The following is a 25986-nucleotide window of genomic DNA, read 5'->3' as shown; positions in this document are numbered from 1 at the left end:
CAAGTTCGCCTGGGCGGTGTCGATGCCAGCCTTCATTGATCGCTCGTGGCGCCTGTTCCAAGAGTCATGGAACTTCCGTGACACTTTCAAGTTGGTCCGAGAATTCAGTTGAGGTCTGTAGTGGGCGGGTCACAGGTAGCTCTTTACGCTCGCGCGGAGCGCTTCCGTGTGCTCGTAGATCTCTTCCAGTGAGCTAATGGGCACTCGGGTTTCTTCCTTGCTGTCGTCGAAGATGCCGATGTACTTCTGGGTGCGGTTGAAGTGCAGGCGCGCGATCGGCTTGCGGTTGTTGTCGTCCAGCAGCACTGCGAAATAGGACTTTGCATCCCTCTGAACCACGCGGGCGGGCTTCACTTCGCTGCAGACGATGGCCCGCACGATCTGGTAGCCCTCGATTTCCTCCAGCGTTGTCTCCAAGCCGTCAGCCTCGGCCAAGTCCGCTTCAGCCACAGGTGCGCTTGTGACACTGGCAGCCACTGATGCGTCCTCATTTTGGGGGAAGGCCGGAGCGCCCAGAGCCTTCTTCAGCCGTTCGTTCACCTGATCGTTTAGGAACTGCTTGGACGCCTTGGCCACCAACGCGGTGAACTGCTCACGCACTTTCTGGGTGTAAGGGCCCGGATACACCCGGCCGGTCAGGAACTTGACCCACTCATCCTCCGGTTCCTTGAATTGCGCGGCGAGGGTCCTCTTGAGTTCACCAATGTATTTCAGTTCACCTGCCGCGTTGATGATCGAGTCGAGATCAAAGACATCCTTGGACAGTTTTTGCAGCTCCGGAATGAGAGATTCGTCGATGTCGTTCAAATCGAGCACGAGAAATGGCTTGGCGTCCATGCGGTTCGGCGCATCGAGGTCCGTGAAGAACTGGTACACCTCACCGTTGGTAAGGATGGCGATCCTGGCGTTGGTCACCGCGAAGTAACGGAAAAGTTGAGAGGCGTGCTCGATCTTCACGGGTTCCGTGGACTTCTTGCACTCGATCAGAATCTGAACCTCGCCGTCCTTGACGATCGCGTAGTCGATCTTCTCGCCCTTCTTGAGCCCAACATCCGCGATAAACTCCGGAACGACTTCCATGGGGTTGAACACGTCATAGCCGAGAATTGTGGAAATGAACGGCATGACAAAGGCATTCTTCGTAGCTTCCTCCGTTTGAATTACATCCCGCTGCTGGCGCACCTTTGCTGCCAACGCTGAAAGCTTTTCTGCAAACTCCATTTGTCCCCCTGAGAATCGATGATGTTGCCAACCGTAGCGCAGCGCTGTGACAAATGGAGGAAAGCAGCCGTCGTGGGCCAGGACCCGGGGTCCCTGCCCGCGACCGAACGCTTCGGCCCGCTGATGCAGGCAACCGTCGGTGAACCTGATGATGCGCTTCTACGAACTCGACGCCGCGCGGATCACGCTCGACGGCGTGGACGGCACCGCGATGACCCGCTACGAGTTTCGCTCGTGGATTGGCATGGTGCTTTGGGGTGTGATCCCTGCCGTCACCGCTGCTTCCAAGGCATTGTGAAGCGTTCGAGGACAGCGAAGAGCCCGGCGAAACCGAAGCCGAAAAGGGCTGTCACCACCAGGCCCACGTACATTTGCTCCACCTTGAACACCTGCCAGCTATTCCAAATGAGGTAGCCGATTCCACTGGACGCACCGGTGAATTCCACGGCAACAATGACCAGCAGGGCCACGTTCATTCCTAATTTGAGCCCCGAGAGAATGAAGGGGAGCGCTCCTGGTAGAGCGATATCGAAGAACATCATGGTTCGGCTGGCTCCGAAGCTGGCTCCCACCTCCAACTGCGTCCTGTCGATGGCCTTCACACCCGCTGCCGTATTGACCAACACGATGAAGAAGACCGCTACGGCCAGCACCATGTACTTGGAGCCCTCTCCCAGTCCAAAGATCAGGATGAACAACGGGAGAATGGCCAGCTTCGGCACCGGAAAAGTTGCATCCACCAGCGGTTGGACGATTGCCCGGATAACCGCCGAGAGGCCCATGGCGAGCCCGAGCATCACTGCCGGCACGGCCCCGATGAGGAAACCGATCACGATCCGGGAGAGGCTGATTCCGATGTGTCCCCACAACTCGTCTCCCATCAAGCCCTTGGCAAGGGCCAGCAAGACTCCGCTGGGGGCGGGGAAGAACCTCGCGTCGACCATTCCGCTCCGGGACGCCAGCTCCCACAACAGCAGGAGGACCACCGGGGAGGCAATGCTCAGAGCCAGGGTGGCACGCCGGCCCAGCGGACGCTTGCGGACCTTGAGGGTGGGTGCATGGCCGGCCGCCACGCTGCGTATTCCGTTCTTTTCCACGGTGGTACTCATTGTGATGCCTCGTCTTCTTGGCGCAGTTGACCCCAAATGCGGCCGAACATGGATCCGTATCTTTCATCCGACCTGACGTCGGCTACCTTGCGCGGCCGCTGGAATACGGTTGCGACGTCAATAACGTCCTTTACTGCTCCCGGGCGTCCACTCATCACCACGATCCGGTCGCCGAGCACCAATGCCTCGTCGAGGGAGTGCGTTACGTAAAGGACCGTCTTGGACGTTTCCTGCCAAATGCGGAGCAATAGTTCCTGGAGCACCAGCTTCGTTTGCTCATCGAGAGCGGCAAAAGGCTCATCCATCAGCAGCATCTGGGCATCCGTGGCGAAAGCGCGCGCCACCGAAACCCGCTGCCGCATCCCGCCGGAGAGCTGGTGCGGATAGGCCTTGGCGAAGGGCGTGAGCCCAACGCGTTCGATGTATTCGTCGGCAATGGCACGACGCTCCCGCCTGCCCATCCGGCTCGCCTTCAGGCCGAAAGCGACGTTCTCGCGGACCGTCATCCACGGGAAGACACCGTGTTCCTGGAACACCATGGCGCTCTCCGGACGCTGGCCGTCCTCGTCGTCGAAAATCCGGACCTCACCTCCGGAAGATTCCTCGAGTCCAGCGAGGACGCGCAGCAGGGTTGTCTTTCCACAGCCGGAAGGCCCCACGATCACGAGGAATTCTCCACGCCGAATGCTCAGATCGATGCCGTCCAACGCCTTGAAGGCACTGCCGCGCATCTGGAACTCCACTTCCAGACCCCTGATGTCCACCTTGACATCGCTGCTGGTTTTCGTGGCACTTGCGGGTATGACACTCATGCGGGTGCTCCTTGGGTTACAACGGCACTGACGTGGTGCAGCACCATGGTGTTGAAGGCGTCCGGCCGCTCCCAATAAGGGGAGTGGCCCGAGCCGGGGACCACCTCGAAAGCGGCACCGGGCAGTGCCTGTGCCAAGCGGGCGTAGGCCGAAGGCGTGGTGTACGGGTCCGCGTCGCCGGTGATGAGATGGAGCGGAACGCCGTGCTCAGTTGCTCCGCCGGGCTCTTGCAGCCAAGCCAGCCCTCGGAGGCCCCGCGGCGCGGGTGCCGGAGACTGAGGCGTGCGAGGCTGGTGGTCGCCGGCCGCCGTCGGAATCGATTTGGCCACCCACTTGGCGGGGTCGGACACAATGTTTTCCGGCACGCTCTGCTCCACCAGGTCCCGCCAGGCTTGTGTTCCGGCAGGGTTGTCGCCGCGGTAGACGGGGCCCAGCTCGCGCAAGTACGGGGGAAGGGCCAGGAACTCGGGCGGGAGCAACGTTGACGTGCCCTCGGGATAAATATCCGCAGCGACGCCGGCCATGGAACACACCAGGGTCAAGGAGGCAACACGGTGGGGGTGGGCCAACGCGAAGTCGGCGGCCAAGCGTCCGCCCGCTGCTGCGCCCACCAAGTGCACAGGGTTGGAGATCCCCTGCGCCTCCAGCAGGAGCAACAGGTCATTTTCCGGGGTGGCCCGCTTCAAACCATGACGGCCGGAAGGAGTGCTGCCGTGGCCGCGCCTGTCATAGGCAAGGGCACGGTAGCCACGTTCAGCAAACCAAGTCAATTGGTGCTTGAAAGTCCCGAGGTTTCCCACCGCCGAATGCAGGAACACCAGGGTTCCCCGTTCTTCCCCGGTGGCTCCGGTATCGCAGACCCAGGCGGAATCGCCGTCGGAAACCGGGGCGAACTGCCCTCTACTTGCCGGAAACAGCTTTTGCGGGAGTTGCCTGGATTCCGAGGGATCCCCAGTGTTCTGTGGGTGGTCAGTCACGAGCGGTAGTCCTTAGCTGTGGATCAATAATGTGAGCCAGCTTACCCAGAAGCGCATAAGTTTGATAGTCTGCACCTGGTTAGAGAAAAACGTTCCGTGGCGTCACCCGGCGTTGGAGGCAAGATGAATGTTCCCGAGTCGCTGGCTGCCCGGCTGGCGGGAAGCTGGGCGGGATCGGCCCCGCATGCGTTGACCAAGTCCGAATATGCCTATGCGCACCTGCGGCGGAGCATCCTTGAGAATGAACTGACCGCCGGGACAGTCCTGGACCAGGAGCCGCTGGCCAAGGAACTCGGCGTCTCCACAACCCCGGTGCGTGAGGCCTTGCGGCGGCTGGAAGCCGAGCACTTGGTGGTCAGCCGCGCCCACCGCGAAACAGTCGTTGCACCGGTAACCCAGGCCTTCGTGGATGAGATTTACCAGATCCGGTTGGCCTTGGACCCCATGGCGGCACAGCTTGCTACAACGCTGGCCACCGAGGAGGAGTTAGCGCACATTGCCTCCTTCCGGCCGGGGCCGCCCGCCCGTGCAACTGGGCTTGAGCGCTTCCACTTCAGCCGCCATCTGCACCGGGCCATCTACAGTGCCTGCGGAAACAACCGGCTGGTGGACATTCTGGAGCAGTTGTGGGACGTCAGTGACAGGCGGCGGTTCTCCGTTCACAAGTCTCAAAAGGCCGTGGCAGCCTCGCACACCGAACATGTGCGCATCATCGACGCCGTGTTGGACCGCGATTCTGAACTGGCCGGGCGCCTCATGCGCGAGCACGTCAGCAACAGCGGGGCAGCCATTACCACCGAATTGGGCGACGGATGCTGAACATCCTCGACGCCGCCCTGGCCGCATGGCGCACCGGAACGCCGGTGGCGATCACCACCGTCATCAGTACTCGCGACTCCGCGCCCCTTCCGGTGGGATCCTCACAAATGACCACGGTGGAGGGCCAAGTGTTCGGCTCAGTCTCCGGCGGATGCGTGGAATCCGCCGTTTATGAAGCCAACATGTCCTGCGTGCAGGGCTCCGGGCCGGTCAACAATGTTTTTGGTTTCAGTGATGACGACGCCTGGGAGATGGGCCTGACCTGCGGCGGAACCCTCGAAACCCTGACCGAACTCGTGGATCGCACCACGCTTCCGTGGCTTGAAGAGCTGGCGGAGGCCGCCGTCGATGGTCCGCCGGCAGCACTGGTGACTGTAGTTTCCTCAGGCGTTGCGGGCGTCCGGCCCGGAGCCAAGGTGTTCATCCGGCAAGAGTCCCACGCTGGAACACTGGGCTCGACGGCCATGGACGCGTGGGCGGTGGACGCCGCGCGGAAGGCACTGTCCGAACGGCGGCACGGGATTGTGGAATGGGGCGGCACCGCGGGGTTAGGTGACAGCGCCGGCCCAGCAGTTGGTGTCCGGGTGTTCATTGAGGTCTTTTCGGCCAGGCCCCGGCTCATCATCTTCGGTGCTGTGGATTTCGCGGCAGCCCTCGCCGAGGCCGGGGCCTTCGTAGGCTACAGGGTCACTGTCTGCGATGCCCGCGCTGTATTCCTTACCAAGGAAAGGATCCCCGGCGCGCACCAACTGGTCACCCGTTGGCCGCACGAGTACTTGGCTGCCGAGGTTGCTGCCGGACGGATAGACGAGCGTTCGGCCCTGTGCGTGCTGACCCATGACGTGAAATTCGACGTTCCTGTGCTGTCCGTAGCCTTGCGCCTGCCCTGGGGGAACTATGTGGGAGCGATGGGATCGCGCCGAACCCATCAGGACCGGAACCACCGGCTGCTGGCCGAAGGGCTGAGCGCCACCGAAGTCGCTCGCCTGCACAGCCCATTGGGGCTTGACCTCGGGGCCGTGACACCAGCAGAGACTGCAGTGTCCATCATGGCTGAAATCGTCGCCTTTGGTTCAGGGCGAAGCGGGACATCCCTTAGCGCGGCCAGTGGACCCATCCACGGGACAGCGTTAGTGACTGTTTAGGTTTGGTCGCGGTTTAGGGGAGCTCGTGTTTTGGGTTGGTCCCTATTTAGGGCAGCGGCATCCGCACGAGGACGGGATCCAGCATCTGGCCAGCCTGATACTGCCCGCCAAAGGTCTGCACCCCAGCCTCCGTGAGGAAGACACTGTCCGCGGACCACACCAGGTCTTCCCCAAGTGCCTCGTAGGCGCCGCCTTCCAAATGGCACAGCGCCATGCGGTGACCCGCACCGTCGTCGATAGTGAGCATGCTGGTGGTACCGGTGATAGCCAACTGCGGCTGGCGCAGGGCCACAGACAGCATGCCGCCGTGGGCCGTCAGTTCCACTGTTCCCAAGAAAGAGAACGTGCTTGAGCCGACAGGAGAGTCCGCTGTTCCCCTGGTGTCGACCGTGTCGATCGCGCTGCCGGCGAGGGGGAAGTTGAAGGCCCCCATGTCCAGCATGGCTGCTCCGCCCTCAAGGTCCACCCGGGTGTCCTCGAGCGCACCGAGATACCGCATGAAGCTTTGCTTGATTCCCCACGTAAGGCCAGGTGGTGGCCCTTGCTGCGGACCGTGGAGCGCTGCTGTCTGGCTGGACACGGTGGGGCCCCTTACGATCATCGTGCTTGGTTGGGTGGACGGCGCGCAGCTATGTAACTTCTGCGTTAGACGGATCATACACGGACTGCCACTACGTCGGCACCCCCTTCCTGGCCCCTTGCTGGTCCGTTTCCAGGAGGGCGGCCACGCGCAAAGCCAAGTGCAACTCCTGGCGCACCCTGCCGTCAGCCAAGTCCAGACCCGTGGTGGCAGACACCCGCTCCAGCCGGTAATACAACGTGCTCCGGTGAAGGTGCAGCCGCCGGGATGCCTCCACGGCATTTCCGCCGGTAGTCAGGTACGCCTGAAGGGCTTCGATCAGCATGGGTGCGTTGCGTGTTGCCAGGAGCCGACACAAACCGGCCGGAAGGTCATCGTGGCTCATCTCGTCCAGCGGGAGCTGGAGCAGGAGGCGGTCATCGCCCAGATCATCCCATGAGGCGCAGTCTCCATAAGTTGACGGATCCCGGAGCACTCCTTGGATTGCGATCCGGGCTTGCCGGTGCGACCGCCGGATCTCGGCCAGCGAATTTACCACGCCGCCCGCTGCTGCGATCACCCTTTCGGCGCCGCATTCTGCAAGCAGTGCCGCCAAATCAGCAGTATCGATGGCGCGGGGGATGATCACCACGGCCCCGCTGCCCAGAACCACTCCGAGCGCGCGTGTGGAGCCAGGGGCTGCGATCCGGTTCAGGGCTTGTTGCAAGGTCAGGCTCGGCGAGCTGGTGGCGTCACCTTGTGATGCCCGGACTCCCAGCAAAAGCAAGGAGTATTGCTGCGCCGGCGCAAGCAACTGGCCGCCGGCGATCTCGCGGACTGCGTAGTCCCGCAAATGTTGATCAGAACCCAGCATGCCCTCGATCAACTGCCGCACATGTTCTCTTCCGCGGCGGCGGTCGAGTGATTTTTGCCAGAGGCGCTCGCCGAGGCCGTGTGCGGCGGCGGTAATGGCATCGAGTGTTTGTTCCGGGATCCGCTCTCCGTACTGATCCGGAAACGAGAGGTAGCCGGTGACGGTGCCGGAGCTCCGCAGGGTCACCACGATGTGTCCGCGGCCCCCGTTCTTGCCCGGGATCCGCACGGGTTCCGTGGAGTATTTCACCCGGTAGCGCTCAAGGCTCTCGATGGCCCCTGTGGTTCCGCGGCGCGAAACAATCATGGCTATTTGCGCGGCGTCGTGCTCAACGTCCGGGTGGATGCTGTGGGCCACAAGCTCCATGTCCGCGTCCAGCACAATCAGTGGGGCCCGGAGTTCGGTGAAGAGTTCCTGGACTATGGCGTCGACGTACATTGCGCACTTCCTCGTACTAATTGACCAACATCCCCACGGACCCGGCGGTTACGGGACGTTGCGGGCTGCAGGTTCCGACATTTTGTAGGAGATCTGGCTCATAGTTTGCCACACAAGTGCGGTTCTCAATAGCGCACTAGTTGGATAGAGTCGATGCAGGCGGGAACGATGTGGTTCCCGTCACACGATGTGGTGAAGATGGAGTTGATCATGCTGGAAGCGAAAACCGCACCCATGGCGCCGGAGAGCTTCGATGTGCAATTGGTGGACCGGCTGAGGGCTTTGGACAGCTGCGCAGTGTCGGATGCTTTGGATACTTTGGGCCTGCAAGGGGCCGTGACGGGGTTGGCGCCACGGTGGAAGCCGCAGGCACCGGCCGCAGGGCGCGTCCGCACCGTGAAGGCGGCACCCAAATCGAGTGCCGGGCCGGCCACCCATATTGCCACCCCCCTCGTCGCGCAGGCCGAGGCCGGAGACATTGTGGTCATTGACAACCACGGCCGGACCGACGTCTCCTGCTGGGGCGGTCTGCTGGCAGAGGCTGCCAGCCAGCGCGGCATCGCAGGAGTCATCATCGATGGTGCCTGCCGGGACGTGCAGGAATCCGAGGCCGTAGGCCTGCCACTCTTCGCCAGGGCTGCCGTTCCGGTGAGTGCCCGTGGGCGCATCGTCCAGGAATCAATGGACCAACCGATCCAGATCTGCGGGGTGGCCGTGGTCTCAGGCGATTTGGTGATCGCCGACTGGAACGGAGTGGTCTTTGTACCCTTCGCTGAGGCGGAACGCGTGATCGAACTCGCGGAACGCATCGCCCACCGGGAAGCAGGAATGGCCGAAGCAGTGCGCTCCGGCAGGAACGTTGCAGAGGTCATGCACGATTCCCAGTTCCCCGCAGTGGTGGCAGAGGCCGGAGCACGCGCATGAGCGTCGAAGCAGGAATCCTGGACATTGACGCCCTCGAGCTTCTTTCCATGGGATCGGCGACCCTCTACGAGGCATCCAAGAACGACCTTTACCTGGACGCGGCTTTCCGCCCATCCTGGGACGGGGCCCAGATCGTGGGCCGTGCGCTCCCCGTTTCCGCCCGCTTGGGCGACAATCTCGCCCTGCATTGGGGGGTGGCGGACGCCGAGCCCGGCGACGTCCTGATGGTGGACGCCGGCGGGGGAGAATTCGGCTACTGGGGCGAGGTCATGGCCGTAGCGGCGCAGGCCCGCGGCATCACCGGGCTGATCATGGACGGCGGCGTGCGGGACACGCGCGAACTCGCGGCGCTCGGATTTCCCGCTTTCTCCACCTCGATTTCCATCCGCGGTACGGACAAGCAGTGGCCGGGAACTGTGGGACGGCACATCACTCTGCGCGGACGGGTCGTTGCCCGCGGAGACCTGGTGGTAGCGGACCGCGACGGCGTGTGCGTCATCCCGGCCGGGGACGTCTCCCGGGTCATCGAGGCCGCCAGGGAGCGCGTGGCCAAGGAAGACACCTACATGGAACGGCTGCGCAATGGCGAACTCACTGTGGATGTCTACGGCTTCCGCGCACTCGGCTCGCCGCTTCGCGATACCGATTCCCCACGTGAATACCGAGCCGAAGGAGGCCGCTGAGGATGGACCGGAAACCGCCCCTGACTTTCGACCAGATCCCTGGAACCTACGTATTTGATGGCAGACGCTCCCGGATGGGTTACCCGCTCAACAAGATGAGCGCGGCGTTGAACACTCCGGCTGAGCGCGAGGCCTTCCAGGCTGATCCCGAAGCCTTTATGGAGCGCTTCGGTCTGACCGAGGAACAGCGGGAAGCCGTAAGAACCCGGGACTGGCTGAGCATGATCAAGCACGGCGGCAACATCTACTTCGCCTACAAGATCGGCGTCATGGACGGACTCACGGTCCAACAGGTCCTCGCAGCGATGACCGGCACCAGCGCCGAAGAGTTCAAGGAAATGATGAGCAACGGAGGGAGACAGCCCCATGGCTGAAATCGTCGCAGGAATCGGCATCTCGCACGTACCGGCCTTGGGCCCTGCAGTGGAAGCTGCGGCCACCGGGCAGGACAGCAACCCGCAGATGAAGGCGTTCACCGACGTCGGAAGCTGGCTCTCCGAGACCAAACCCGACGTTGTGGTGGTCATCTATAACGACCACGGCGCATCCTTCTCTTTTGACCTGGTTCCCACCTTCGCGATCGGTGCGGCGGAGTCGTACATGCCGGCCGACGAAGGTTTCGGACGTCCCCAGTTGCCCGAATACCAGGGTGACGCGGAGCTGTCCTGGCACATCATCGATTCGGTTGTCCCGGAAGGCTTCGACCTCACGGTGTGCCAGAGCCTGGACGTGGATCACGGCTTTTCCACCCCCATGAAGGTGCTGTTCGGCACGCCTGAAGCGTGGCCGGTCAAGGTCATTCCGTTGGCAGTGAACGTCGTCCAGCAGCCGACCCCCAGCGCGCAGCGCTGCTACGACCTGGGACAGGCCATTGGGCGGGCGCTCCGTTCATACCCCAAGGACACCCGCGTAGCAGTGATCGGCACCGGTGGGATGAGCCATCAGCTGCAGGGTGAACGGGCGGGCCACATCAACCCGGACTTCGACCAGCAGTTCCTCACGGACATTGTGAACGATCCTGAGAACCTCGCCTCCCTGAGCAATCCGGAGTACATCAACCTGGCCGGCTCCGAAGGTGCCGAACTGGTGATGTGGCTGATCATGCGCGGAGCCCTCGACGCCGACGTCGAGACGGGCCTCAGCGGCTACGTCATCCCCGTGGCAAACACCGCCGCCGGTGTGGTGGCCATGCAAAACGCAGGATAGCGCCGGGCACTCCGGGCGCCTCATTACAACTTGTCTGTGAAAGGACGAACCACATCATGAACAAGGCTCTCTTGGGCATGCGCCTCGCGGCGACAACGGCGGCCATCGGCCTGCTGGCACTCACCGGCTGTGCCTCGACGGGCAGCAGCGAGGCTGCCAACGGCCTGGCGAAGCACGCCAAAATCAAGGTGGCCTCACTCTCCGCTGCCGCAGACATTCCCCTGTATGTTGCCCTCGAAAACGGCTACTTCGCAGAGGCCGGCCTCGACGTCGAGCTGGTGCCGGTGAAGTCTTCCTCCGATATCCCCGCGCTTCTGGTCTCCGGCGGTGTGCAATTCGGCACGGGACAGCCGAACGCCACCTTCTTCAACGCGGCAGCCTCGGGTATCAAGGATCCCGTCATCCTGGCAACCAACGTGTACTCGGCGGACACCAAGATCCCAGGCCTGGTGATCCGCAAGGACCTGGCTGACGCAGGGAAGGGACCCGGGGATCTCGCAGGTGCGAACGTGGCAATCGTGGGCCCGTCCACCAGCAGCGAGTACTTCGCCAAGTCCGCGATCAAGGCAGCAGGCGGGGATCCCGCAGCCAGCCAGTTCACCGTGATGGGCCTCCCGGACATGCTGTCCGCACTGTCCAACGGCAAGGTGGACGCGGCCTGGATGTTCGAACCCCTGGCCTCGGTGGCAGTGAGCAAGGGAATCGCTGTCCGGGCAACCGGCGTAGGCACCGTTGCGGCAGGCTTCCCCACCTGGCTCCAGGCCTCGGAGAGCATCGTGAAGTCGGACCCCGAGGCAGTGACGGCGTTCTCCGCAGCTACCCTGCGGTCCCTGAAGTACTACGACGATGCGCTGGCCACCGGCAAGCGGGCCGACGTCGTAAAGATCCTCACCAAGTACACCAGCATGACTGACGCCGAGGACTGGACCAACGTGGAACTGCCCACCGTGAAGACCGATGGCCTCTTCGATGAGAAGGCCGTCCAGGCATTCCAGGAATACCTGGTGGCCGGCAAAGTCACGGAGAAGGTCATACCGGCCAGTGAGTTCGTGAACGACACCTTCCGCGCCAAGGCCTTTGATTCCTTGGCCGAGTCCAAAAAATAGCGGCCCAACCGCTCAATCACCCTTCCCCTGAACAGCTAAGGAAATTACCATGAGCACCGAATTGCTCGATGCCAAAGATCTTGTCGGCGCTGACCTGACGTCCCTCTTTTCCCCGGAAAACGTTGTGATCATCGGCGCGTCCGATCGCGGCCCAACGGACAAGGCACACAAGGACCTGACCAAGCTGGGATTCGCCGGCAAGGTCTACCCGGTCAATCCCCGCCGCGAGGAACTCTGGGGCGCCCCCTGTTTCAAGTCTATTGCCGACGTCCCCGAACGTCCGGGGCTCGTCATTATCTCCGTACCGGCCGTCATGGTTCCCGCCGCCTTGCGTGAAGCCATCGCCGCGGACGCCCGGGCCATCGCCATCCACGCCGTCGGCTTCGGTGAAGGCGGGGACCCGGCAGGACTCGCCCTGGGCGCTGAAATACGTGCCATCGCTGAAGAAACCCAGATCCCGATTGCCGGCCCGAACTTCGGTGGCCTGTTCCGCCTGGACTCGGCAGTGATGACTATCGCCCTCACCCGTACAGGTTCCGACGGCGGCTCGAAGGTCGCGCTGGTAGGCCAGAGTGGCGGCGTCCTCATGTTCACCTACGAGGCCCTGATGGACCGTGGCGTGGAACCGTCCACCCTGGTGGCCTCCGGCTCTGAGATGTCGCTGAGCTGCGCTGAGTACATCAAGCATCTGGCCACTGATGACCGTACCGACGTCATTGGCTGCTTCATCGAATCCATCAAGGACGTTGACGCCTTCAGCGAAGCCGCCCAACTGGTACGTGCCCAAGGCAAGCGCCTGGTGGTGCTCAAAGTTGGTGCTTCCCCGGAGGGCCGCAAGGCGGCCCTTGCCCACACCGGGTCCGTCGTCGGATCCCTGCGTGCCTTTGAGGCCCTGGCCGCTGAGCTGGGCGTCGTAGTGGTCCACACGCAGGACGAACTGGTGGACGCGATCGAGCTGCTCCTCAACGCAGGCACGCTGCCCGGCCCCCGCATTGGCGTTGTTTCACACTCCGGCGGTTTGAAAGACCTCCTCATGGACTACGCCTCCGCCCAAGGAATCACCTTCCCCAAGCTCGAGGCCTCCACAGCCGAGGCGCTGGACGCGATCCTCGGCGCCGGTTCCTCGGTGGGCAACCCGCTGGACTCCGGATTCCCGGGCCTCTCTAACCCCGAGATTTACGAAAAGTGCGTCAGGCTCATGGCCGCGGACCCCAACATCGATGTTGTGCTGGTGCAGGAGGAACTGCCGCGCGGCCCGCACAAGGTCCGGGAGGAAAAGTACCTGCGCAACCTTTCGGCCATGACGTCGGGGGAGAACCCGCTGGGAAAGCCGGTTGGCTCCATGTCGCTCTCTTCCTACTCACTGACCGATCATGCCCGCGCCGTGCGCAAGGAACTGCCCGGCATCTTTGTGTTGCAGGAAGCCAGCCGTGCCCTCTCGGTGATCACCAAGGCGGGCCGCGCCGCCGCGACGGCCCGCACCCGTCCCGGCCACGAACCGCATCCCGAAGCGGCACGCATCCGCGCCGAACTTGCCGCCAAGGCAGTGGCAGGCGAAGCAACGAGCCTGTCCGAATTTGAGTCCAAGGCGTTGCTCCGCGAATACGGCATCCCCACCACGTCCGAGCTTCGCGCCGGCAGTGTGGAGGCGGCCGTGGCGGCGGCCGAGGAAATCGGCTACCCGGTAGTGCTGAAGATCAGCTCAGAGACCCTCACCCACAAGTCGGATATTGGTGGAGTACTGCTCAACCTCAAAGACGCGGAAGCAGTACGCACCGGCTTTACCACCCTGGATAAGAACCTTGCTGCGGTGCAGCCAGGGGAAGCGCTTGAGGTGCTGGTGGCCGAGTTCGTCTCCGGAGGCACCGAGCTGATGCTCGGCCTCGCCCAGGATGCCGAAGCCGGACCTGTGGTGGCTGTCGGTTCCGGTGGGGTGACTGTTGAACTTTTCGACGACGTCGCCGTCGGCTTGCCGCCCCTCAACCGCGAGACAGCCGCTGAAGTGCTGGCACGGACCAAGGCCGGAACCCTGGTGACGGGCTTCCGCGGCAGTTCCCTTGACCATGAAGGCGTGCTGGCAGCCATCCAGGGCCTGGGTCGCCTCGCCATTGACCTGGACGGACTGATCGAGGCCATCGACATCAACCCGCTGAATGTCTCCAAGGACAGGGTCATCGCCCTGGATGCACTCATCGTCCTGGCCGCCCGCTAACCGGCACCCACTACAAGAGCAGAAAGAACCTCATGGAAACTTTTGTCAATCACCGTATTGAAGACGGCGTTGGTTACCTGACGCTTGCAGACCCCGCACGCCGCAACGCCATGACCCAGGACATCGTGGATCAAGCCATCGCAGTCCTGGATGAGTTTGCCGAAGCCGGCGTCAAAGTCGGTGTGCTGGACGCACTCGGCCCCGTGTTTTGCGCGGGTGGGGACCTGAAAGCCAAGCGCATCCCCGGCGTTCCGCCAGCAGGCGTCCGGCTCATCCAGGCCTTCGACGATTCACCCCTGATCTGGTTCGCCGCCGTCGAGGCACCAGCCTTGGGCGCCGCGCTGCACCTCCTGACCACCTGCCCCAGGGTGATCATGTCCACCACCGCCTGGCTGTCCATCCCCGAATTCCTGCACGGCCGCTTCCCCCGGCCCATCGTGGCAGCCCTGGCCGAGGTCATCGGCCCCCGCAAGGCCCTGCGCCTGGCCATGACCGGAGAACGCGTCACCGCTGCAGAAGCTTTGGATCTCGGACTCATCGAGGCTGTGGTGGAGCCCGGCACTGCCCTGGAAACAGGCACGCGTGAGGCGAAGGCGCTGGCCCAGATCAACGTTGAGGCACTGGAGAACGGGCGCCGCTCCTGGACCTCCCGACTGGAAACCCGGACGGCCTGATCATGCAGGCTCCGCAGCAGCTTTACCCACTCACCCTGACCGTCAACGGCACTGAGGTCCGTGCCCAGGTGCCCGCAAAGCGTCGGCTGGTGGACTTCATCCGTGAGGACTTGGAACTGACCGGCACCAAGGTAGGTTGCGAGGTTGGCTTCTGCGGAGTCTGCTCGGTCATGCTCGACGGCGAGCCAGTGGCCGCCTGCCACATGCTGGCGTTGCAGGCCAACGGCCGGGACATCACCACTATTGAGGACCTCTCGGCGCGTCCGGCCTGCGCGAGGCTGCAGGACGCTTTCAAGGAAGAGGGCGGCTTCCAATGCGGCTTCTGCACCTCTGGCCAACTGGTCATGGGCACTGCCCTGCTGGAGAACCACGATGTCTGCACTATGGAGACCGCTGAGATCGCTGTGGAAATGGCAGGCACGTCCTGCCGTTGCACCGGCTACTACGGTATCCACCGTGCCCTGCGAAAGGCCGCACAATGAGCACCACGTATGCCACACCGGACACCATCGCCGAAGCCTGTGCACTCCTGGAAGCTCCCGGAGCGTACGCACTGGCCGGAGGCGTCGCCTTCACCATGGCGTTGACCAAAGGACAGATCGACCCCGCGTCGATCGTTTCCCTGGCAAGGATCGACGGCTTGCGCGGGGTCACGGCTGAACCCGCCGGTGGATTGTCCATCGGAGCCCTGGCCACCCACGGGCAGCTGCTGCGCGAAGAACGCATCGCGGCCCACGAGCCACAACTGCGGGAGATGTTCGCCGACGTTGGCAACGTCCGCGTGCGCGCAGTTGGTACCTTGGGTGGCAACCTGGCTTATGCCGATCCCCGGCACGATCCCGCGCCGCTGCTCGGGGCCTTGGGTGCCGAGGTAGTGATCGAGTCGAGCACCAGCAGGCGGACGGTGCCGGTTGTGGACTTCGCCACGGGATCCTTCGCCACGGTCCTGCAACCCGGGGAATTGCTCTGCAGCATCAACGTCCCCGCGCGCTCGGCCGGGACCCGCATTGGGTGGTGCAAGCTCCAAACCAACTCCCTTGACGACTACGCCACGCTTTCTCTCGCACTGGGTTTTGAGGAAAGCAACGGCCGCATCACCCAGCCCCGCATCCTGGTGGGCGCCGCGGACACACACGTACGGACGCAACGGGCGGCGGCCCTGCTGGATGGGGCCGACGTCGACGCCGATGGCCGCGTGGCAGCCGAACTGATCGAAGAAGTAGCCGACGCCCTGGCCGCCGACGTCAAGCCGTGCTCAAACCACCGTGGCAGTGCCATGTACAAGCGCGACCTCGTACGCGTGGCGCTCAACCGCGCCATGGTACGGACCGCGAAGCCCTCCCGCGCCGAAGGTTGCTCCCGGTGACAAAGAACCCAGCCCCCGTCACCGACGACTCACAGGATCGCGTCACAGGACGTGCCCGTTTTGCCCAGGACATCCCCGCGGACGCGCTGCACATGGCAGTGCTCCGCTCACCGTTCCCACACGCGGACATCGTGGGCATCGACACCGCCCGGGCGCTCGCCGTCCCCGGAGTCCACGCGGTGCTTCACGCCGGAGATATTGGCGTGAGGCGCTTTGGACGGTTCACTCGGGATTACCCGGTGTTTGCCGTGGACAAGGTGGTCTTCGCCGGGCAGCCGGTGGCCGCCGTCGCAGCTGATGATCTCGCAACCGCCCAGCGGGCAGCAGGACTGATCACCGTGGAGTACGTGGAGCGTGCTCCGCTCCTGAGCCCGGAGGAGTCGTTGTCGGATGCCGCCGAAGCGATCCATCCCGGCTACACGGAGTACCTCAACGCCGTTCCGGTCCGCAGCCACCACAACATCCAGGGCGAAGACGCGCGCGTCACTGGCAATCCCGAGGCCGCGTTCGCCGAGTGTGACGAGGTCTTCGAGAACACCTTCACTTGGCAACGCAGCTCCTCCGCACCCATGGAAACGCACGGCGCACTGGTGGACGCTTCCGCCGACCGCGTCATCGTCCACGCCTCGCACAAGGAACCCTACAAATTGAGGCGCGACCTCGCAGCCCTCGCCGGCCGGCCGGAAGAGGACTTTGAAGTTCTCCCCGTCAAGATCGGGGGCGACTTCGGTTCCAAGGGAAACCCCTTCGTGGAGTCCATCTGCTACTTCCTGTCGGTCCACAGCGGCCGCCCGGTCCGGGGTCGGCTCTCCTTCGCGGAGACCCTGGGGGCTACCGGCGGACGCCATGCCGGCTCGCTCACGCTGCGAACAGGACTGGTCAACGGCCGCATTCATGCACACCAATCGCGATTCGTCCTGGACGGCGGCGCTTTCGTAGCGCCGAAGCCGATGCCGAAGGGCATCCTGCCCATGCTGGGGTTGCCGTTGGGCGCTTACGACGTCGGCAACCTGGACGAAAGCGCTGTTGGCGCTTACACCACCACCATGCCCGGATCGCATGTCCGCTCGCCCGGTGAGTTCCAAACGATCTTCGCCTCCGAGTCGCATCTGGAAATGATTGCCCGTGAACGCGGCGAGGATCCCTTGGAGTTCAAAAGCCGCCATGCACTGCACGGCATCTCCAGGAAGCTCATCGAAAAGGTGCGCAGCGAATCCGCGCTCTGGAAACGTGGTGGTGAGGGCTCAGGTGACTCGGTGCTTGGAACCGGATACTCCCTCTTCCATCGCAGTGCCGGACCCGGAGATTCCACCGTCAAACTTAGTGCCAACCGGCAACGCGTGGTGTTGGAACTCGCCGTTCCGGACCAAGGCGCAGGCAGCTTCGAGGCCTTTGGCAAGCTCGTGGCCAACCGACTCGGCCTGGAAAGGTCCCGCATCGAAGTCCTGGGACGTGGCACAGGCAGCGGGCTGGTTGATCTGGGCGCCGGAGCAAGCCGTGTGACCGTCGTCGTCGGACGAGCCTGCGACGACGCCGCGGTCAAGCTGCTTGCCGCCCTTCAGGTGAACGCGCCGGGACAGCCTGGGGTTTCAGGCCCGTCCGGGGGCTATTGGATCGCAGACGCACTGCGGGCCGTGGGACGCTCCAACCTCGTGGTGGAGGGCCAAGGTTCCGTGGGTCGCGACGAGGTGGAGGGGCTGGGACACGCGCATGGCGCCCTGGCGGTCCAGGTCGCCGTCGAACCTGACACGGGAATCATCCGGGCGCGGCGGGCGGTCCTCGCCGTCAACGTGGGGCCCGTGCTGAACCCCGTGGGGCTGCGCGGCCAACTCGAGGGCGGTTTCGTCTACGGGCTGAGCCAGACGCTCTTTGAGGACCTTCGTCCCCAGGGCGGCCGCATCCAGCTGGATTCGTTCAACGACTACAAGATTGCCTCCGGCGTGGACATCCCGGAACTGGCCCTGTACCTCGTGGACGAAACCTCCTTGCCGGCGCAGGGACTCACGGGCGTTCGCGCCGTAGGAGAACTGGTCAACATCGGGGTGCCCGCCGCAGTGGCCAACGCGATCGACGACGCCGTGGGCGTACGCCTGACAACACTTCCGTTGAGCGCTGAACGTGTGCTCAGCGGCATCAGGAAAAAGGCCTCCCTGGCCGTGGTTTCGCGCTAAGGGAAACCTCTTCAAACCTTCAAAGCTACATAAGTTCCATACAACTCAAGGAGAAAACCATGACCGAGAAAGTTCTGCTGGAAAAGCGCTACGACGACAAGGTCGCCGTCATCACGCTGAACCGCCCTGAGAAGCACAATGCGCTGGACGGCGACATTCTTGACGGCTACATCGACGCACTCGAGGAAGTCCGCGACGACGACGGCATCCAGGTGGTCCTGACCCGAGCCAACGGTCCGTCCTTCTGCTCTGGAATGGACCTGCACTACCTGAAGGCGTTCCGCGCCGAATACCGCCCACTTTACGACTGGGCCAAGTGGAAGACCCCCGCCCGCCTGTCGCTGGCCGTCAGTGACTACCCGAAGCTGACTGTCGCCTCCGTGCATGGTTACTGCCTCGGTGGCGGCTTCTCCCTCATGCTGGCCCACGACGTTGTGATTGCCGCTGAGGACGCACAGATGGGCATGCCGGAGGTACTGCGCGGAAGCTTCGGCCAAGGCGTCACCGCCCAGGTGGTCAAGTCCGGCATCCCGCGCAAGAAGGCAGTGCTGCTGCAGCTGCTTGGCCGCAACATCAACGGAATCGAGGCCGAGAAGATGGGCCTGACCACGCTTTCCGCACCTGCAGCGGAGCTGGACGCGGAGGCCTACCAGATTGCCAAGGAACTCGGCAGCCGCAACCCTACGGTGCTCGCCCACGGCAAGATCGCCATGCACCTGGATGAGCACCTGCCGCTGAACCACGCGATGTTCTCCGACGACATGGTGGCCGCCCGCATGCGCATGTCGATCGATCCGCTGGGAGACGTGGACGCCTACCTGAAGTCGCAAAAGGGCGGCACCAACAAGGAATACGTACGCAACGCCTAACATCCTTCGTCCGGCAGGGCGCAGTCCGCGTCCTGCAGGCAAACAAGACGGCCGGCGTGGTGTCATTCTTGGCACCGCGCCGGCCCAGGTCTGGAGAGAAACAATGAGTCGTCTGAAGATCAGTGCGTGCCTGTCCCGCAATCCCATGACAACACCGCTGGCAAACCTTCAACCCGAGGGTATCGACTGGCATTTGAGTTATGTGCACCCCTCGGAGATGTTCTGGCGGCAGCTTAAGTTCGCGGACTTCGATGTCTCGGAAATGTCGCTGGCCACGTTGCTGATCGGCTGGGCCCAAGGCAAGCGCGACTGGGTTGCTTTGCCGATCTTCACCACACGGCGCTTTTTCCACACCAGCATCGTGGTGCGCCGCGGCGCGGGTATTGAGACTCCGGCCGATCTCCGCGGCAAACGCGTCGGCGTGCCCGAGTACCAGCAGACGTCGGCGTTGTGGTCGCGGGCGGTGCTGCAGCACGACTTCGGCGTCTCACCCGGCGAGATGAAGTGGTTCATGGAGCGGCCGGCGGAGCTCAGCCACGGCGGCTCAACGGGATTCACACCGCCCCCCGGAGTCGACTTCAGCTATGTCCAACCGGGGGAGACCCTGGCGGGCATGATGGGCCGCGGAGAGCTGGACGCCTCCTTCGTGCACCTGACCGAGAACAATCTCATCGACCGTTCCACCGGTGCGGCCGACCGCAAGGCCGACGTGATCCCGCTCTTCCCCGATCCTCGTGCGGAGGGTCAGCGCTACCTTGCAGCGCATGGTTTGCTGCCCATTAATCACTGCGTCGTGGTGCGTAGGGAACTTGTTGAGCAGTATCCGTGGGTTGCACTGAATCTCTATTCCACTTTCGAGCAAGCCAAGCGCAGCACCTTGGCCAGTGCCGTGGAACTGTTCGGGCTCTACGAGACTGCCGGAATCGTGGACGGAAAGGCCGTGAATCAGGCAGTTAATGGCGATCCTGCGCCGTATGGCTTCCAGGGTGCGGCCGCGGCCTTACGAGCGGCCTCGGGCTATCTGGTGGAACAAGGCCTCCTTGAGAAAGAGGTCGATGTCCGGCAGGTTTTCGCTGACCAAACGCTGCAGTTCTAGCCTTCGCCTGCACTTCCCCCTAAAAAATCGCCGTATTGCGGCGAAAATCTGTTGCATTCTATAGAACGCTCGCCTAGCATCGACAGTGACGCACTTCTCAGTTAGTAGTGATTGAAGTCACGGTTTTTGGAGTCTCAACGATGAGGCACCCAGCAAAGATAGGACCACCCACATGAGCAACGAACTGATTCAGCGGCTCGCGGTTTTGGATACACCAGCAGTCAGTGATGCTTTGGACAAACTGGGCATCGTCGGCCAGTGCGCCGGCATCATGCCGCTGGACCGAAGCTTCAACCTGGCAGGCAAGGCGTTCTGCATCAAATACGTTCCGGCCAACGAACTCGGTGGCACTGTGGGGGACTTCGTGGACGATCTTGGTCCGGACGACGTTGCCGTGATCGACAACGCGGGCCGCCTTGATGCCACTGTGTGGGGGGACCTGATGACCACGGTTGCCAAGAAGCGCGGAGTAGCCGGAACGGTGATCGACGGTGTGTGCCGGGACCTGGACCGGGCCCTGGAGTTCGATTACCCGCTCTTCAGCCGTGGAAATTGGATGCGGACCGGCAAGGACCGCGTGCAGCTCGAAGCGATCGGCGTTCCCGTCATCATCGGCGGAGTCACCGTACGGCCGGGCGACCTGCTACGCGGCGACATCAACGGCGTCCTGGTTGTTCCGGCCGCTCGCGCAGAGGAAGTCATCGAAGCGGCAGAACGCATCCAGGACATCGAAGACAGCATCAGGGCAGGCATCAAGCAGGGCGCAGGATTGCGCGAAGCCCGCGAGCGCGCCGGCTACCACCGGCTTCAGACCCCGGTTTCGTAAGGGAGTTCATCATGAGCACGCAGACACTGGAAAAGGCGGCAGCGGCCGAGGCCGTCATGGAATTGCGGGTTCGCCACGTGAAGTGGGAAGCCGACGGCGTCCACTCGCTGACCTTCGTGGATCCTTCGGGCAAGGACTTGCCGGCCTGGACGCCGGGTGCCCACCTGGAAATCGAGCTTCCCTCGGGGCTGGTGCGCCAGTACTCGCTCTGCGGAAACCCGAACGACAGCTGCCGCTACAAGGTTGCGGTGCTCCGCGATCCTGCCGGGCGCGGAGGCTCGGCAGAGATCCACGACACCGTACTCACCGGACGGATGTTGAAAGTGCGCGGGCCGCGCAACCGCTTCGAGTTGGCTTACGCCTCCAACTATGTGTTCATTGCAGGAGGCATTGGCATCACCCCCATTCTTGCGATGGTGCAGGAACTGCGGGACAGGAAGCCCTGGCATCTGTTCTACGGCGGCAGGACGCTGGAGTCCATGGCCTTCCGGGATGAGCTGACCATGCTGGGGGAGAAGAATGTGACCCTGGTTCCCCAGGACACCGCGGGCATCCTTGACCTGGATGAAGCGTTCTCCCGCCTTGATGAGTCCACGGCCATCTACTGCTGCGGGCCGGAGGGGTTGCTCAGCGCAGTCCTGGCCAAGGCGGAGGCTCTCGGAGTGGCGGACCAGGTGCACTTTGAACGCTTCGGTGCCGCGCCCAAGCCGCAGGTAGCCGATGCGAGCAATACTCCCGCGGAGGCTTCGGCCGGTGGCTTTGAGGTCACGCTGGAGCGTACCGGCACCACCATCCAAGTGGCGCCCGAAGAAAGCGTCCTCGAAGCCATCCGCAAGGTCCGCCCGGGTATGCCGTCGTCCTGCGAAGAAGGATTCTGCGGCACGTGTGAAACCCGGGTCTTGTTCGGAGAGATCGAGCACCGCGACCAAATCCTCAGCAAGGCCGAGCGCGAGGCCAACGAATCGATGTTCGTCTGCGTCTCCCGTGCCAAGTGCCCCAAAATCGTCCTCGACCTTTAGCCCCCTGCATTGCCAGGGAAGGAGTCTCCATGACAGTCATCGATATTCACGGCCACGTCTCGTCACCGGCCGAACTCTACGCCTACCGCTCCATCCTGCTTGCCGGCCGCGGGGCGCACGGGCGCTCCGGGGTCAAGCTTCCCAAGGACAAAGTCCTGGCAGCCGCCGAACGCCACGTCGGCCTGCTCGATGCCGTAGGCACCGACATCCAGCTCATCTCCCCGCGTCCATTCCAACTGATGCATTCGGAGGAACCGGCGGACATCGTCAACTGGTGGACCCGCGCAACCAACAACGCGGTGGCGGACCAGGTAGCTGCTTTCCCTCAGCGGTTCCGCGGTGTGGCGGCGCTCCCGCAGGCAGTGGGCACCTCCCCGGAAGCATGGGTGGAGGAACTGGAACGCTGTGTGGAGGAACTCGGTTTCGTTGGTGTATTGATCAACCCTGATCCCGCCGAGGGCCAGGAACTGCGGGTCCCGCGCATCGGACACGAATGGTGGTACCCACTCTTCGAAAAGATGGTGGAGCTCAACGTCCCCGGACTTGTCCACTCCGCTGGTTGCAAGAGTTGGCGTGAGTCGTACAGCGAGCACATGATCACTGAGTCCAGCCGTAGCGTCATCTCACTCGCGGAGTCCCGTGCCCTGCGCGACTTCCCGGACCTCAAGCTCATCATGAGCCACGGGGGCGGCTCGGTTCCTTACCAGATCGGGCGCTGGCGCTCGGCCCGGTACCTGGAGAACACCGAGGTGGAATCGTACGATTCCAAAGAGAAGAGCGACGTTCCGATCGAGAGCTTCGACGAATCGCTCGCCCGGCTTCACTTCGACTCGCTGGTACATTCCGGCCCCTCCCTTGAACTGCTGATCAAGCTCGTTGGCCCCGGCAAGGTGCTGTTCGGCACTGAAGTGCCCGGCAGTGGGTCTCCGATCAACCCGGATACCGGCCGCAGCTACGACGACCTTCTTCCCCTGATCAACAGTTTCGACTGGCTGGGCGCGGCTGACCGCTCGCTCATCCTGGAAGACAACGCGCGCGCGCTCTACAAGCGCCTCTAGCACTACTCGCCCGCCGGGATACCAGCGAGCTCACTCCCGCCGGCATCCCGGCATGACTTCCCCCTTTCCACTGTATTGCTGCATCCCCTCAGGAGGCCTCTGTGCGCATCACCCCAGAACTTAACGAACGACTCACCCGCGTGGGCCCGGGCACGCCCATGGGCGAACTCTTCCGCCGCTATTGGATCCCGGCCTGCCTCAGCGAAGAAATTCCGACGCCGGACTCACCGCAGGTGCGGGTCCGCATCCTGGGCGAAGACCTGATTGCTTATCGCGACAGCTCCGGTGCGGTTGGCCTGGTTGACGCCTTCTGCCCGCACCGCAAGGCCCCGATGTTCTTTGCCCGCAATGAGGAATGCGGCCTGCGCTGTGTTTACCACGGCTGGAAGTTCGACACCCTGGGCAATTGCGTGGACATGCCCACCGAACAGCCGGACAGCAAGTTCCGCTACCGCGTGAGCATGAAGGCGTATCCCACCTACGAGGCCGCCGGAATCGTGTGGACCTACATGGGTCCGCAGGAGCACACTCCCGAGGTCCCGGACCAGGAATGGATGCGGGCACCTGAGACCCACCGCCGCGTCTCCAAGTCCGGTGAGCATTGCAACTTCCTCCAGGCAATCGAAGGCGGCATCGACACCGCGCATTCCTCCTTCGCCCATAACAACGACCTCGAGAACCCGCGCCTGCTCCGAAACCTGGACCGGCACCCGAAGCTCGACGTCGACTTCACCGACTACGGTTTCCGCTACGCCTCCGAACGAAACGTCGGCGATGAGACCACCTACCTCCGCATCTACCAGTACCTCCTGCCGTCACAGCAGTGCCGCGGATTCCTGGTGGGCCTGGACGGTAAGACGCCGGAAATGCCCGGCTTCTACGGACACATCTGGGTTCCCATCGACGACGAGAATGTCATGGTCTACAACACCTTGGCCTCCGCGGACCTGGACTATCCCATCACCGACGAATGGTGGGCGGCACACGAGTCCGAAATGGGCCGCGGCATTCCTGAACGCATTCCCGGCACTTACTGGCTCAAGCGCAACCAGTCCAACGACTACTTCATTGACCGCGAGGTCCAGCGGACCAAGACGTTCACGGGCATCGAAGGTGTGAACACCCAGGACTACGCCATCCAGGAGGGCATGGGCGCGATCGTTGATCGTAGCACCGAGGCCTTGGGCAGCACCGACCGGGCCGTGCTGGCCTGCCGGCGCATGCTGCTCAAGCTCATGGACGAGATCGAAGCGGGCAAGGCTCCCCTCGGTACCGAGCCGGAAACCTACCGCGACATCCGTGGCGCAGACGCGTTGGTGCCGCACGGCACCGACTGGCGTGAAGCAGCAGAGAAGATGACGCTCGCTCAGTGGTGACTGCCAGTGGCAAACCCAACCGATTGCACCCGTGCACGTGAAGCTTAAAGGAGTAGTACCCACCATGCAGGAACACCATGTTGTAGAGGTTCGCGCCACCGGTTACACCCCGGAATCGGTGGCCCAGAAAGTCCAGGAAGAACTGGACCAACACGACGCCGAGGGGTGGTCGCTGGAAAGCATCCAGCCGATCATCTACAACTCCTCCACCACCGGTTACCTTCTCCTTGTCTTCGCACGCGCCAAGAACCATGCGGCCTGAGCCTTCGGTGGCCTTGGCGCCGGACGGGCGGCAGGCCGCCGTCGTCAATGACGCCTACTCGGTGCTGGCTTCCGTGACGGTGGACGCCAAGCGGAACGAGCTCCGCAGCTTCCCGCTTCCCCACGTTGGTGCGGATGCGGCGTTGCTGCGGATCGAGGCCGCCGGGGTCTGCGGCTCTGATGTGGACTCCTACGGCCGTGACCTGCCGCCAAGGATCATGGGGCACGAAAACGTCGGGACGCTGTTTTCGGTAGGGGAGCTGGCGGCCGCGCGCTGGGGCGTGGGAGATGGCGACAGGGTGCTCCTTGAGGAGTACCTGCCGTGCGGCCACTGCGCCTTCTGCCGCAGCTCTGAGTTCAGGTCCTGCCTCGCCTCCGACACCTCGGCAAATCCGGATGCGCTGCGCTTCGGTTCCACCGGAATCGACGTCGGCCACGGGCTGTGGGGAGGCTACGCGGAAGTGATGTACGTCCATCCGAACTCGGTACCGCACAAGGTCCCCGACGGCGTCTCGCCCGTCCTTGCCACCTTGGGCCTGCCGCTGGGCAACGGTTACCAATGGGCATACCTCGACGGCGGTACGCGGCCAGGTGACTGCGTGGTCATCATGGGCCCCGGACAGGCGGGCATCGGCTCGCTGCTTGCCGCCCGAGAGGCGGGGGCCGGGGCCGTCGTCGTCATCGGTCTGGAACGGGACCAACAGCGGTTGGCGATTGCGCGGGAGTTCGGTGCGGACGCCACACTGGTTCTGGACGGACCCAACCCGGACGACGCCGTGGCAGTCGTTTCGGACCTGACCAATGGTGCGGGCGCGAACCTCGTCATCGACGCCGCTGCTGGTGCGGATGAAACGCTGGGGCTGGCCATCGACGTGGTGGCCAAGCGAGGCCGCATCATAATGGCGGCCGCCTCACGGACGCCGCTGCGTAACTTCCCGGTGTGGAAACTTTCGCGAAAACACCTGGACCTGCAAGCGGTTCGCGGCCACAGCTTCGAATCCGTTGAATGGGCGCTCCGTCTCATTGCTTCAGGCAAGTATCCTCTTGAGAAGATGTCGAACTTCGTTGGGGGACTGGACGACGTTGACGCCGCGCTTCGCGCGACAGGCGGATGGGATGCGAACCCTATTTTGCACGCGACCATCGTGCCGTAAGCGCTCGCAAATACTGCGACCCAACAATGAG

26 protein-coding genes and 1 pseudogene are annotated in these 25986 nt (G+C 63.3%); 21 read left to right on the top strand and 6 right to left on the bottom strand.

Going from position 1 to position 25986, the window contains the following annotated elements; all coding sequences use genetic code 11:
* Positions 1–129 precede the first annotated feature (129 nt).
* A complete protein-coding gene (locus AC1DC5_RS11805; RefSeq protein WP_476865254.1) occupies positions 130–1221 on the bottom strand; it encodes a type I restriction endonuclease in 1092 nt (363 codons plus the stop codon).
* Positions 1222–1360: 139 nt separating this feature from the next.
* Here AC1DC5_RS11805 and AC1DC5_RS11800 point away from each other — a divergent pair.
* Positions 1361–1474, top strand: a pseudogene (locus AC1DC5_RS11800) (ABC transporter ATP-binding protein); the annotation flags it as partial.
* Between the two features lie 19 nt (positions 1475–1493).
* On the opposite strand, the gene AC1DC5_RS11795 reads toward AC1DC5_RS11800, so the two are convergent.
* From AC1DC5_RS11795 to AC1DC5_RS11785, 3 genes are read right to left on the bottom strand one after another with little or no spacing between them, the layout of a single operon-like run.
* Positions 1494–2330 carry an ABC transporter permease gene (locus AC1DC5_RS11795; protein WP_476865253.1) on the bottom strand — a complete coding sequence of 279 codons (837 nt, stop codon included), beginning with the start codon at positions 2328–2330 and terminating at the stop codon, positions 1494–1496.
* A complete protein-coding gene (locus tag AC1DC5_RS11790; protein WP_476865252.1) occupies positions 2327–3142 on the bottom strand; it encodes an ABC transporter ATP-binding protein in 816 nt (271 codons plus the stop codon). Before AC1DC5_RS11790 ends, AC1DC5_RS11795 begins: the two co-directional genes overlap by 4 nt.
* Positions 3139–4119: an alpha/beta fold hydrolase gene (locus AC1DC5_RS11785; protein ID WP_476865251.1), complete on the bottom strand. Its 981-nt coding sequence runs from the start codon at positions 4117–4119 to the stop codon at positions 3139–3141. Before AC1DC5_RS11785 ends, AC1DC5_RS11790 begins: the two co-directional genes overlap by 4 nt.
* A 123-nt stretch (positions 4120–4242) precedes the next feature.
* Between AC1DC5_RS11785 and AC1DC5_RS11780 the strand changes: the two genes are divergently transcribed.
* Together AC1DC5_RS11780 and AC1DC5_RS11775 are read left to right on the top strand one after the other, a co-directional pair.
* Positions 4243–4938 carry a GntR family transcriptional regulator gene (locus AC1DC5_RS11780; RefSeq protein ID WP_476865250.1) on the top strand — a complete coding sequence of 232 codons (696 nt, stop codon included), beginning with the start codon at positions 4243–4245 and terminating at the stop codon, positions 4936–4938.
* Positions 4932–6083 carry an XdhC family protein gene (locus tag AC1DC5_RS11775; RefSeq protein WP_476865249.1) on the top strand — a complete coding sequence of 384 codons (1152 nt, stop codon included), beginning with the start codon at positions 4932–4934 and terminating at the stop codon, positions 6081–6083. Before AC1DC5_RS11780 ends, AC1DC5_RS11775 begins: the two co-directional genes overlap by 7 nt.
* 46 nt (positions 6084–6129) lie before the next feature.
* Here AC1DC5_RS11775 and AC1DC5_RS11770 read toward each other — a convergent pair whose 3' ends face one another.
* Both AC1DC5_RS11770 and AC1DC5_RS11765 read right to left on the bottom strand, forming a co-directional pair.
* A complete protein-coding gene (locus AC1DC5_RS11770) occupies positions 6130–6684 on the bottom strand; it encodes an HtaA domain-containing protein (protein WP_476865248.1) in 555 nt (184 codons plus the stop codon).
* A 70-nt stretch (positions 6685–6754) separates the two neighbouring features.
* Positions 6755–7954 (bottom strand): PucR family transcriptional regulator, encoded by a 1200-nt coding sequence (locus AC1DC5_RS11765; protein WP_476865247.1) that lies wholly within the window; start codon positions 7952–7954, stop codon positions 6755–6757.
* Between the two features lie 210 nt (positions 7955–8164).
* Between AC1DC5_RS11765 and AC1DC5_RS11760 the strand changes: the two genes are divergently transcribed.
* The 18 genes from AC1DC5_RS11760 to AC1DC5_RS11675 all read left to right on the top strand — a co-directional run bounded on the left by AC1DC5_RS11760 (position 8165) and on the right by AC1DC5_RS11675 (position 25955).
* Entirely contained in the window at positions 8165–8878 is a 714-nt protein-coding gene (locus AC1DC5_RS11760; protein ID WP_476865246.1) for an RraA family protein, read from the top strand.
* Entirely contained in the window at positions 8875–9561 is a 687-nt protein-coding gene (locus AC1DC5_RS11755; protein ID WP_476865245.1) for an RraA family protein, read from the top strand. Before AC1DC5_RS11760 ends, AC1DC5_RS11755 begins: the two co-directional genes overlap by 4 nt.
* Positions 9562–9563: 2 nt before the next feature.
* Positions 9564–9935 carry a protocatechuate 4,5-dioxygenase subunit alpha gene (gene ligA, locus AC1DC5_RS11750; protein ID WP_476865244.1) on the top strand — a complete coding sequence of 124 codons (372 nt, stop codon included), beginning with the start codon at positions 9564–9566 and terminating at the stop codon, positions 9933–9935.
* Complete coding sequence (locus AC1DC5_RS11745; protein WP_476865243.1) at positions 9928–10767, top strand: class III extradiol dioxygenase family protein; 840 nt, start codon at positions 9928–9930, stop codon at positions 10765–10767. Before ligA ends, AC1DC5_RS11745 begins: the two co-directional genes overlap by 8 nt.
* Before the next feature lie 56 nt (positions 10768–10823).
* Positions 10824–11873: an ABC transporter substrate-binding protein gene (locus AC1DC5_RS11740; protein ID WP_476865242.1), complete on the top strand. Its 1050-nt coding sequence runs from the start codon at positions 10824–10826 to the stop codon at positions 11871–11873.
* 49 nt (positions 11874–11922) lie between these two features.
* Positions 11923–14085 carry an acetate--CoA ligase family protein gene (locus AC1DC5_RS11735; RefSeq protein WP_476865241.1) on the top strand — a complete coding sequence of 721 codons (2163 nt, stop codon included), beginning with the start codon at positions 11923–11925 and terminating at the stop codon, positions 14083–14085.
* 32 nt (positions 14086–14117) lie between these two features.
* Positions 14118–14759: an enoyl-CoA hydratase/isomerase family protein gene (locus tag AC1DC5_RS11730; RefSeq protein ID WP_476865240.1), complete on the top strand. Its 642-nt coding sequence runs from the start codon at positions 14118–14120 to the stop codon at positions 14757–14759.
* A 2-nt stretch (positions 14760–14761) separates the two neighbouring features.
* Positions 14762–15241: a (2Fe-2S)-binding protein gene (locus AC1DC5_RS11725; protein ID WP_476865239.1), complete on the top strand. Its 480-nt coding sequence runs from the start codon at positions 14762–14764 to the stop codon at positions 15239–15241.
* On the top strand, positions 15238–16125 hold the full coding sequence (locus tag AC1DC5_RS11720; protein WP_476865238.1) for an FAD binding domain-containing protein: 888 nt from the start codon (positions 15238–15240) through the stop codon (positions 16123–16125). The genes AC1DC5_RS11725 and AC1DC5_RS11720 overlap by 4 nt, the downstream gene beginning before the upstream one ends.
* Entirely contained in the window at positions 16122–18296 is a 2175-nt protein-coding gene (locus tag AC1DC5_RS11715) for a xanthine dehydrogenase family protein molybdopterin-binding subunit (RefSeq protein ID WP_476865237.1), read from the top strand. The genes AC1DC5_RS11720 and AC1DC5_RS11715 overlap by 4 nt, the downstream gene beginning before the upstream one ends.
* Before the next feature lie 59 nt (positions 18297–18355).
* Positions 18356–19165, top strand: a complete 810-nt coding sequence (locus AC1DC5_RS11710; protein ID WP_476865236.1) for an enoyl-CoA hydratase/isomerase family protein — start codon at positions 18356–18358, stop codon at positions 19163–19165.
* 103 nt (positions 19166–19268) lie between these two features.
* A complete protein-coding gene (locus AC1DC5_RS11705) occupies positions 19269–20261 on the top strand; it encodes a substrate-binding domain-containing protein (protein WP_476865235.1) in 993 nt (330 codons plus the stop codon).
* 172 nt (positions 20262–20433) lie between these two features.
* Positions 20434–21087 carry an RraA family protein gene (locus AC1DC5_RS11700; RefSeq protein WP_476865234.1) on the top strand — a complete coding sequence of 218 codons (654 nt, stop codon included), beginning with the start codon at positions 20434–20436 and terminating at the stop codon, positions 21085–21087.
* A gap of 11 nt (positions 21088–21098) precedes the next feature.
* Positions 21099–22106, top strand: coding sequence for a PDR/VanB family oxidoreductase (locus AC1DC5_RS11695; RefSeq protein ID WP_476865233.1), 1008 nt, complete (start codon positions 21099–21101; stop codon positions 22104–22106).
* A gap of 29 nt (positions 22107–22135) precedes the next feature.
* Positions 22136–23164 (top strand): amidohydrolase family protein, encoded by a 1029-nt coding sequence (locus AC1DC5_RS11690; RefSeq protein WP_476865232.1) that lies wholly within the window; start codon positions 22136–22138, stop codon positions 23162–23164.
* 101 nt (positions 23165–23265) lie between these two features.
* Positions 23266–24540, top strand: coding sequence for a Rieske 2Fe-2S domain-containing protein (locus tag AC1DC5_RS11685; RefSeq protein ID WP_476865231.1), 1275 nt, complete (start codon positions 23266–23268; stop codon positions 24538–24540).
* 64 nt (positions 24541–24604) lie between these two features.
* Entirely contained in the window at positions 24605–24802 is a 198-nt protein-coding gene (locus AC1DC5_RS11680) for a DUF4177 domain-containing protein (RefSeq protein ID WP_476865230.1), read from the top strand.
* Complete coding sequence (locus AC1DC5_RS11675; RefSeq protein WP_476865229.1) at positions 24792–25955, top strand: zinc-dependent alcohol dehydrogenase; 1164 nt, start codon at positions 24792–24794, stop codon at positions 25953–25955. The genes AC1DC5_RS11680 and AC1DC5_RS11675 overlap by 11 nt, the downstream gene beginning before the upstream one ends.
* Positions 25956–25986 lie beyond the last annotated feature (31 nt).

This window comes from Arthrobacter sp. 10L424, assembly GCF_056395325.1.
Note: the sequence above shows the minus strand (reverse complement) of the source record. Positions and strands in the feature narration are given on the sequence as shown.

What these genes read in the sequence shown, in the direction of transcription:
- AC1DC5_RS11805 (WP_476865254.1), bottom strand. Translation starts at nt 1,221, where the DNA reads ATGGAGTTTGCAGAAAAGCTTTCAGCGTTGGCAGCAAAGGTGCGCCAG.
- AC1DC5_RS11795 (WP_476865253.1), bottom strand. Translation starts at nt 2,330, where the DNA reads ATGAGTACCACCGTGGAAAAGAACGGAATACGCAGCGTGGCGGCCGGC.
- AC1DC5_RS11790 (WP_476865252.1), bottom strand. Translation starts at nt 3,142, where the DNA reads ATGAGTGTCATACCCGCAAGTGCCACGAAAACCAGCAGCGATGTCAAG.
- AC1DC5_RS11780 (WP_476865250.1), top strand. Translation starts at nt 4,243, where the DNA reads ATGAATGTTCCCGAGTCGCTGGCTGCCCGGCTGGCGGGAAGCTGGGCG.
- AC1DC5_RS11775 (WP_476865249.1), top strand. Translation starts at nt 4,932, where the DNA reads ATGCTGAACATCCTCGACGCCGCCCTGGCCGCATGGCGCACCGGAACG.
- AC1DC5_RS11770 (WP_476865248.1), bottom strand. Translation starts at nt 6,684, where the DNA reads ATGATCGTAAGGGGCCCCACCGTGTCCAGCCAGACAGCAGCGCTCCAC.
- AC1DC5_RS11765 (WP_476865247.1), bottom strand. Translation starts at nt 7,954, where the DNA reads ATGTACGTCGACGCCATAGTCCAGGAACTCTTCACCGAACTCCGGGCC.
- AC1DC5_RS11760 (WP_476865246.1), top strand. Translation starts at nt 8,165, where the DNA reads ATGCTGGAAGCGAAAACCGCACCCATGGCGCCGGAGAGCTTCGATGTG.
- AC1DC5_RS11755 (WP_476865245.1), top strand. Translation starts at nt 8,875, where the DNA reads ATGAGCGTCGAAGCAGGAATCCTGGACATTGACGCCCTCGAGCTTCTT.
- ligA (WP_476865244.1), top strand. Translation starts at nt 9,564, where the DNA reads ATGGACCGGAAACCGCCCCTGACTTTCGACCAGATCCCTGGAACCTAC.
- AC1DC5_RS11745 (WP_476865243.1), top strand. Translation starts at nt 9,928, where the DNA reads ATGGCTGAAATCGTCGCAGGAATCGGCATCTCGCACGTACCGGCCTTG.
- AC1DC5_RS11740 (WP_476865242.1), top strand. Translation starts at nt 10,824, where the DNA reads ATGAACAAGGCTCTCTTGGGCATGCGCCTCGCGGCGACAACGGCGGCC.
- AC1DC5_RS11735 (WP_476865241.1), top strand. Translation starts at nt 11,923, where the DNA reads ATGAGCACCGAATTGCTCGATGCCAAAGATCTTGTCGGCGCTGACCTG.
- AC1DC5_RS11730 (WP_476865240.1), top strand. Translation starts at nt 14,118, where the DNA reads ATGGAAACTTTTGTCAATCACCGTATTGAAGACGGCGTTGGTTACCTG.
- AC1DC5_RS11725 (WP_476865239.1), top strand. Translation starts at nt 14,762, where the DNA reads ATGCAGGCTCCGCAGCAGCTTTACCCACTCACCCTGACCGTCAACGGC.
- AC1DC5_RS11720 (WP_476865238.1), top strand. Translation starts at nt 15,238, where the DNA reads ATGAGCACCACGTATGCCACACCGGACACCATCGCCGAAGCCTGTGCA.
- AC1DC5_RS11710 (WP_476865236.1), top strand. Translation starts at nt 18,356, where the DNA reads ATGACCGAGAAAGTTCTGCTGGAAAAGCGCTACGACGACAAGGTCGCC.
- AC1DC5_RS11705 (WP_476865235.1), top strand. Translation starts at nt 19,269, where the DNA reads ATGAGTCGTCTGAAGATCAGTGCGTGCCTGTCCCGCAATCCCATGACA.
- AC1DC5_RS11700 (WP_476865234.1), top strand. Translation starts at nt 20,434, where the DNA reads ATGAGCAACGAACTGATTCAGCGGCTCGCGGTTTTGGATACACCAGCA.
- AC1DC5_RS11695 (WP_476865233.1), top strand. Translation starts at nt 21,099, where the DNA reads ATGAGCACGCAGACACTGGAAAAGGCGGCAGCGGCCGAGGCCGTCATG.
- AC1DC5_RS11690 (WP_476865232.1), top strand. Translation starts at nt 22,136, where the DNA reads ATGACAGTCATCGATATTCACGGCCACGTCTCGTCACCGGCCGAACTC.
- AC1DC5_RS11680 (WP_476865230.1), top strand. Translation starts at nt 24,605, where the DNA reads ATGCAGGAACACCATGTTGTAGAGGTTCGCGCCACCGGTTACACCCCG.
- AC1DC5_RS11675 (WP_476865229.1), top strand. Translation starts at nt 24,792, where the DNA reads ATGCGGCCTGAGCCTTCGGTGGCCTTGGCGCCGGACGGGCGGCAGGCC.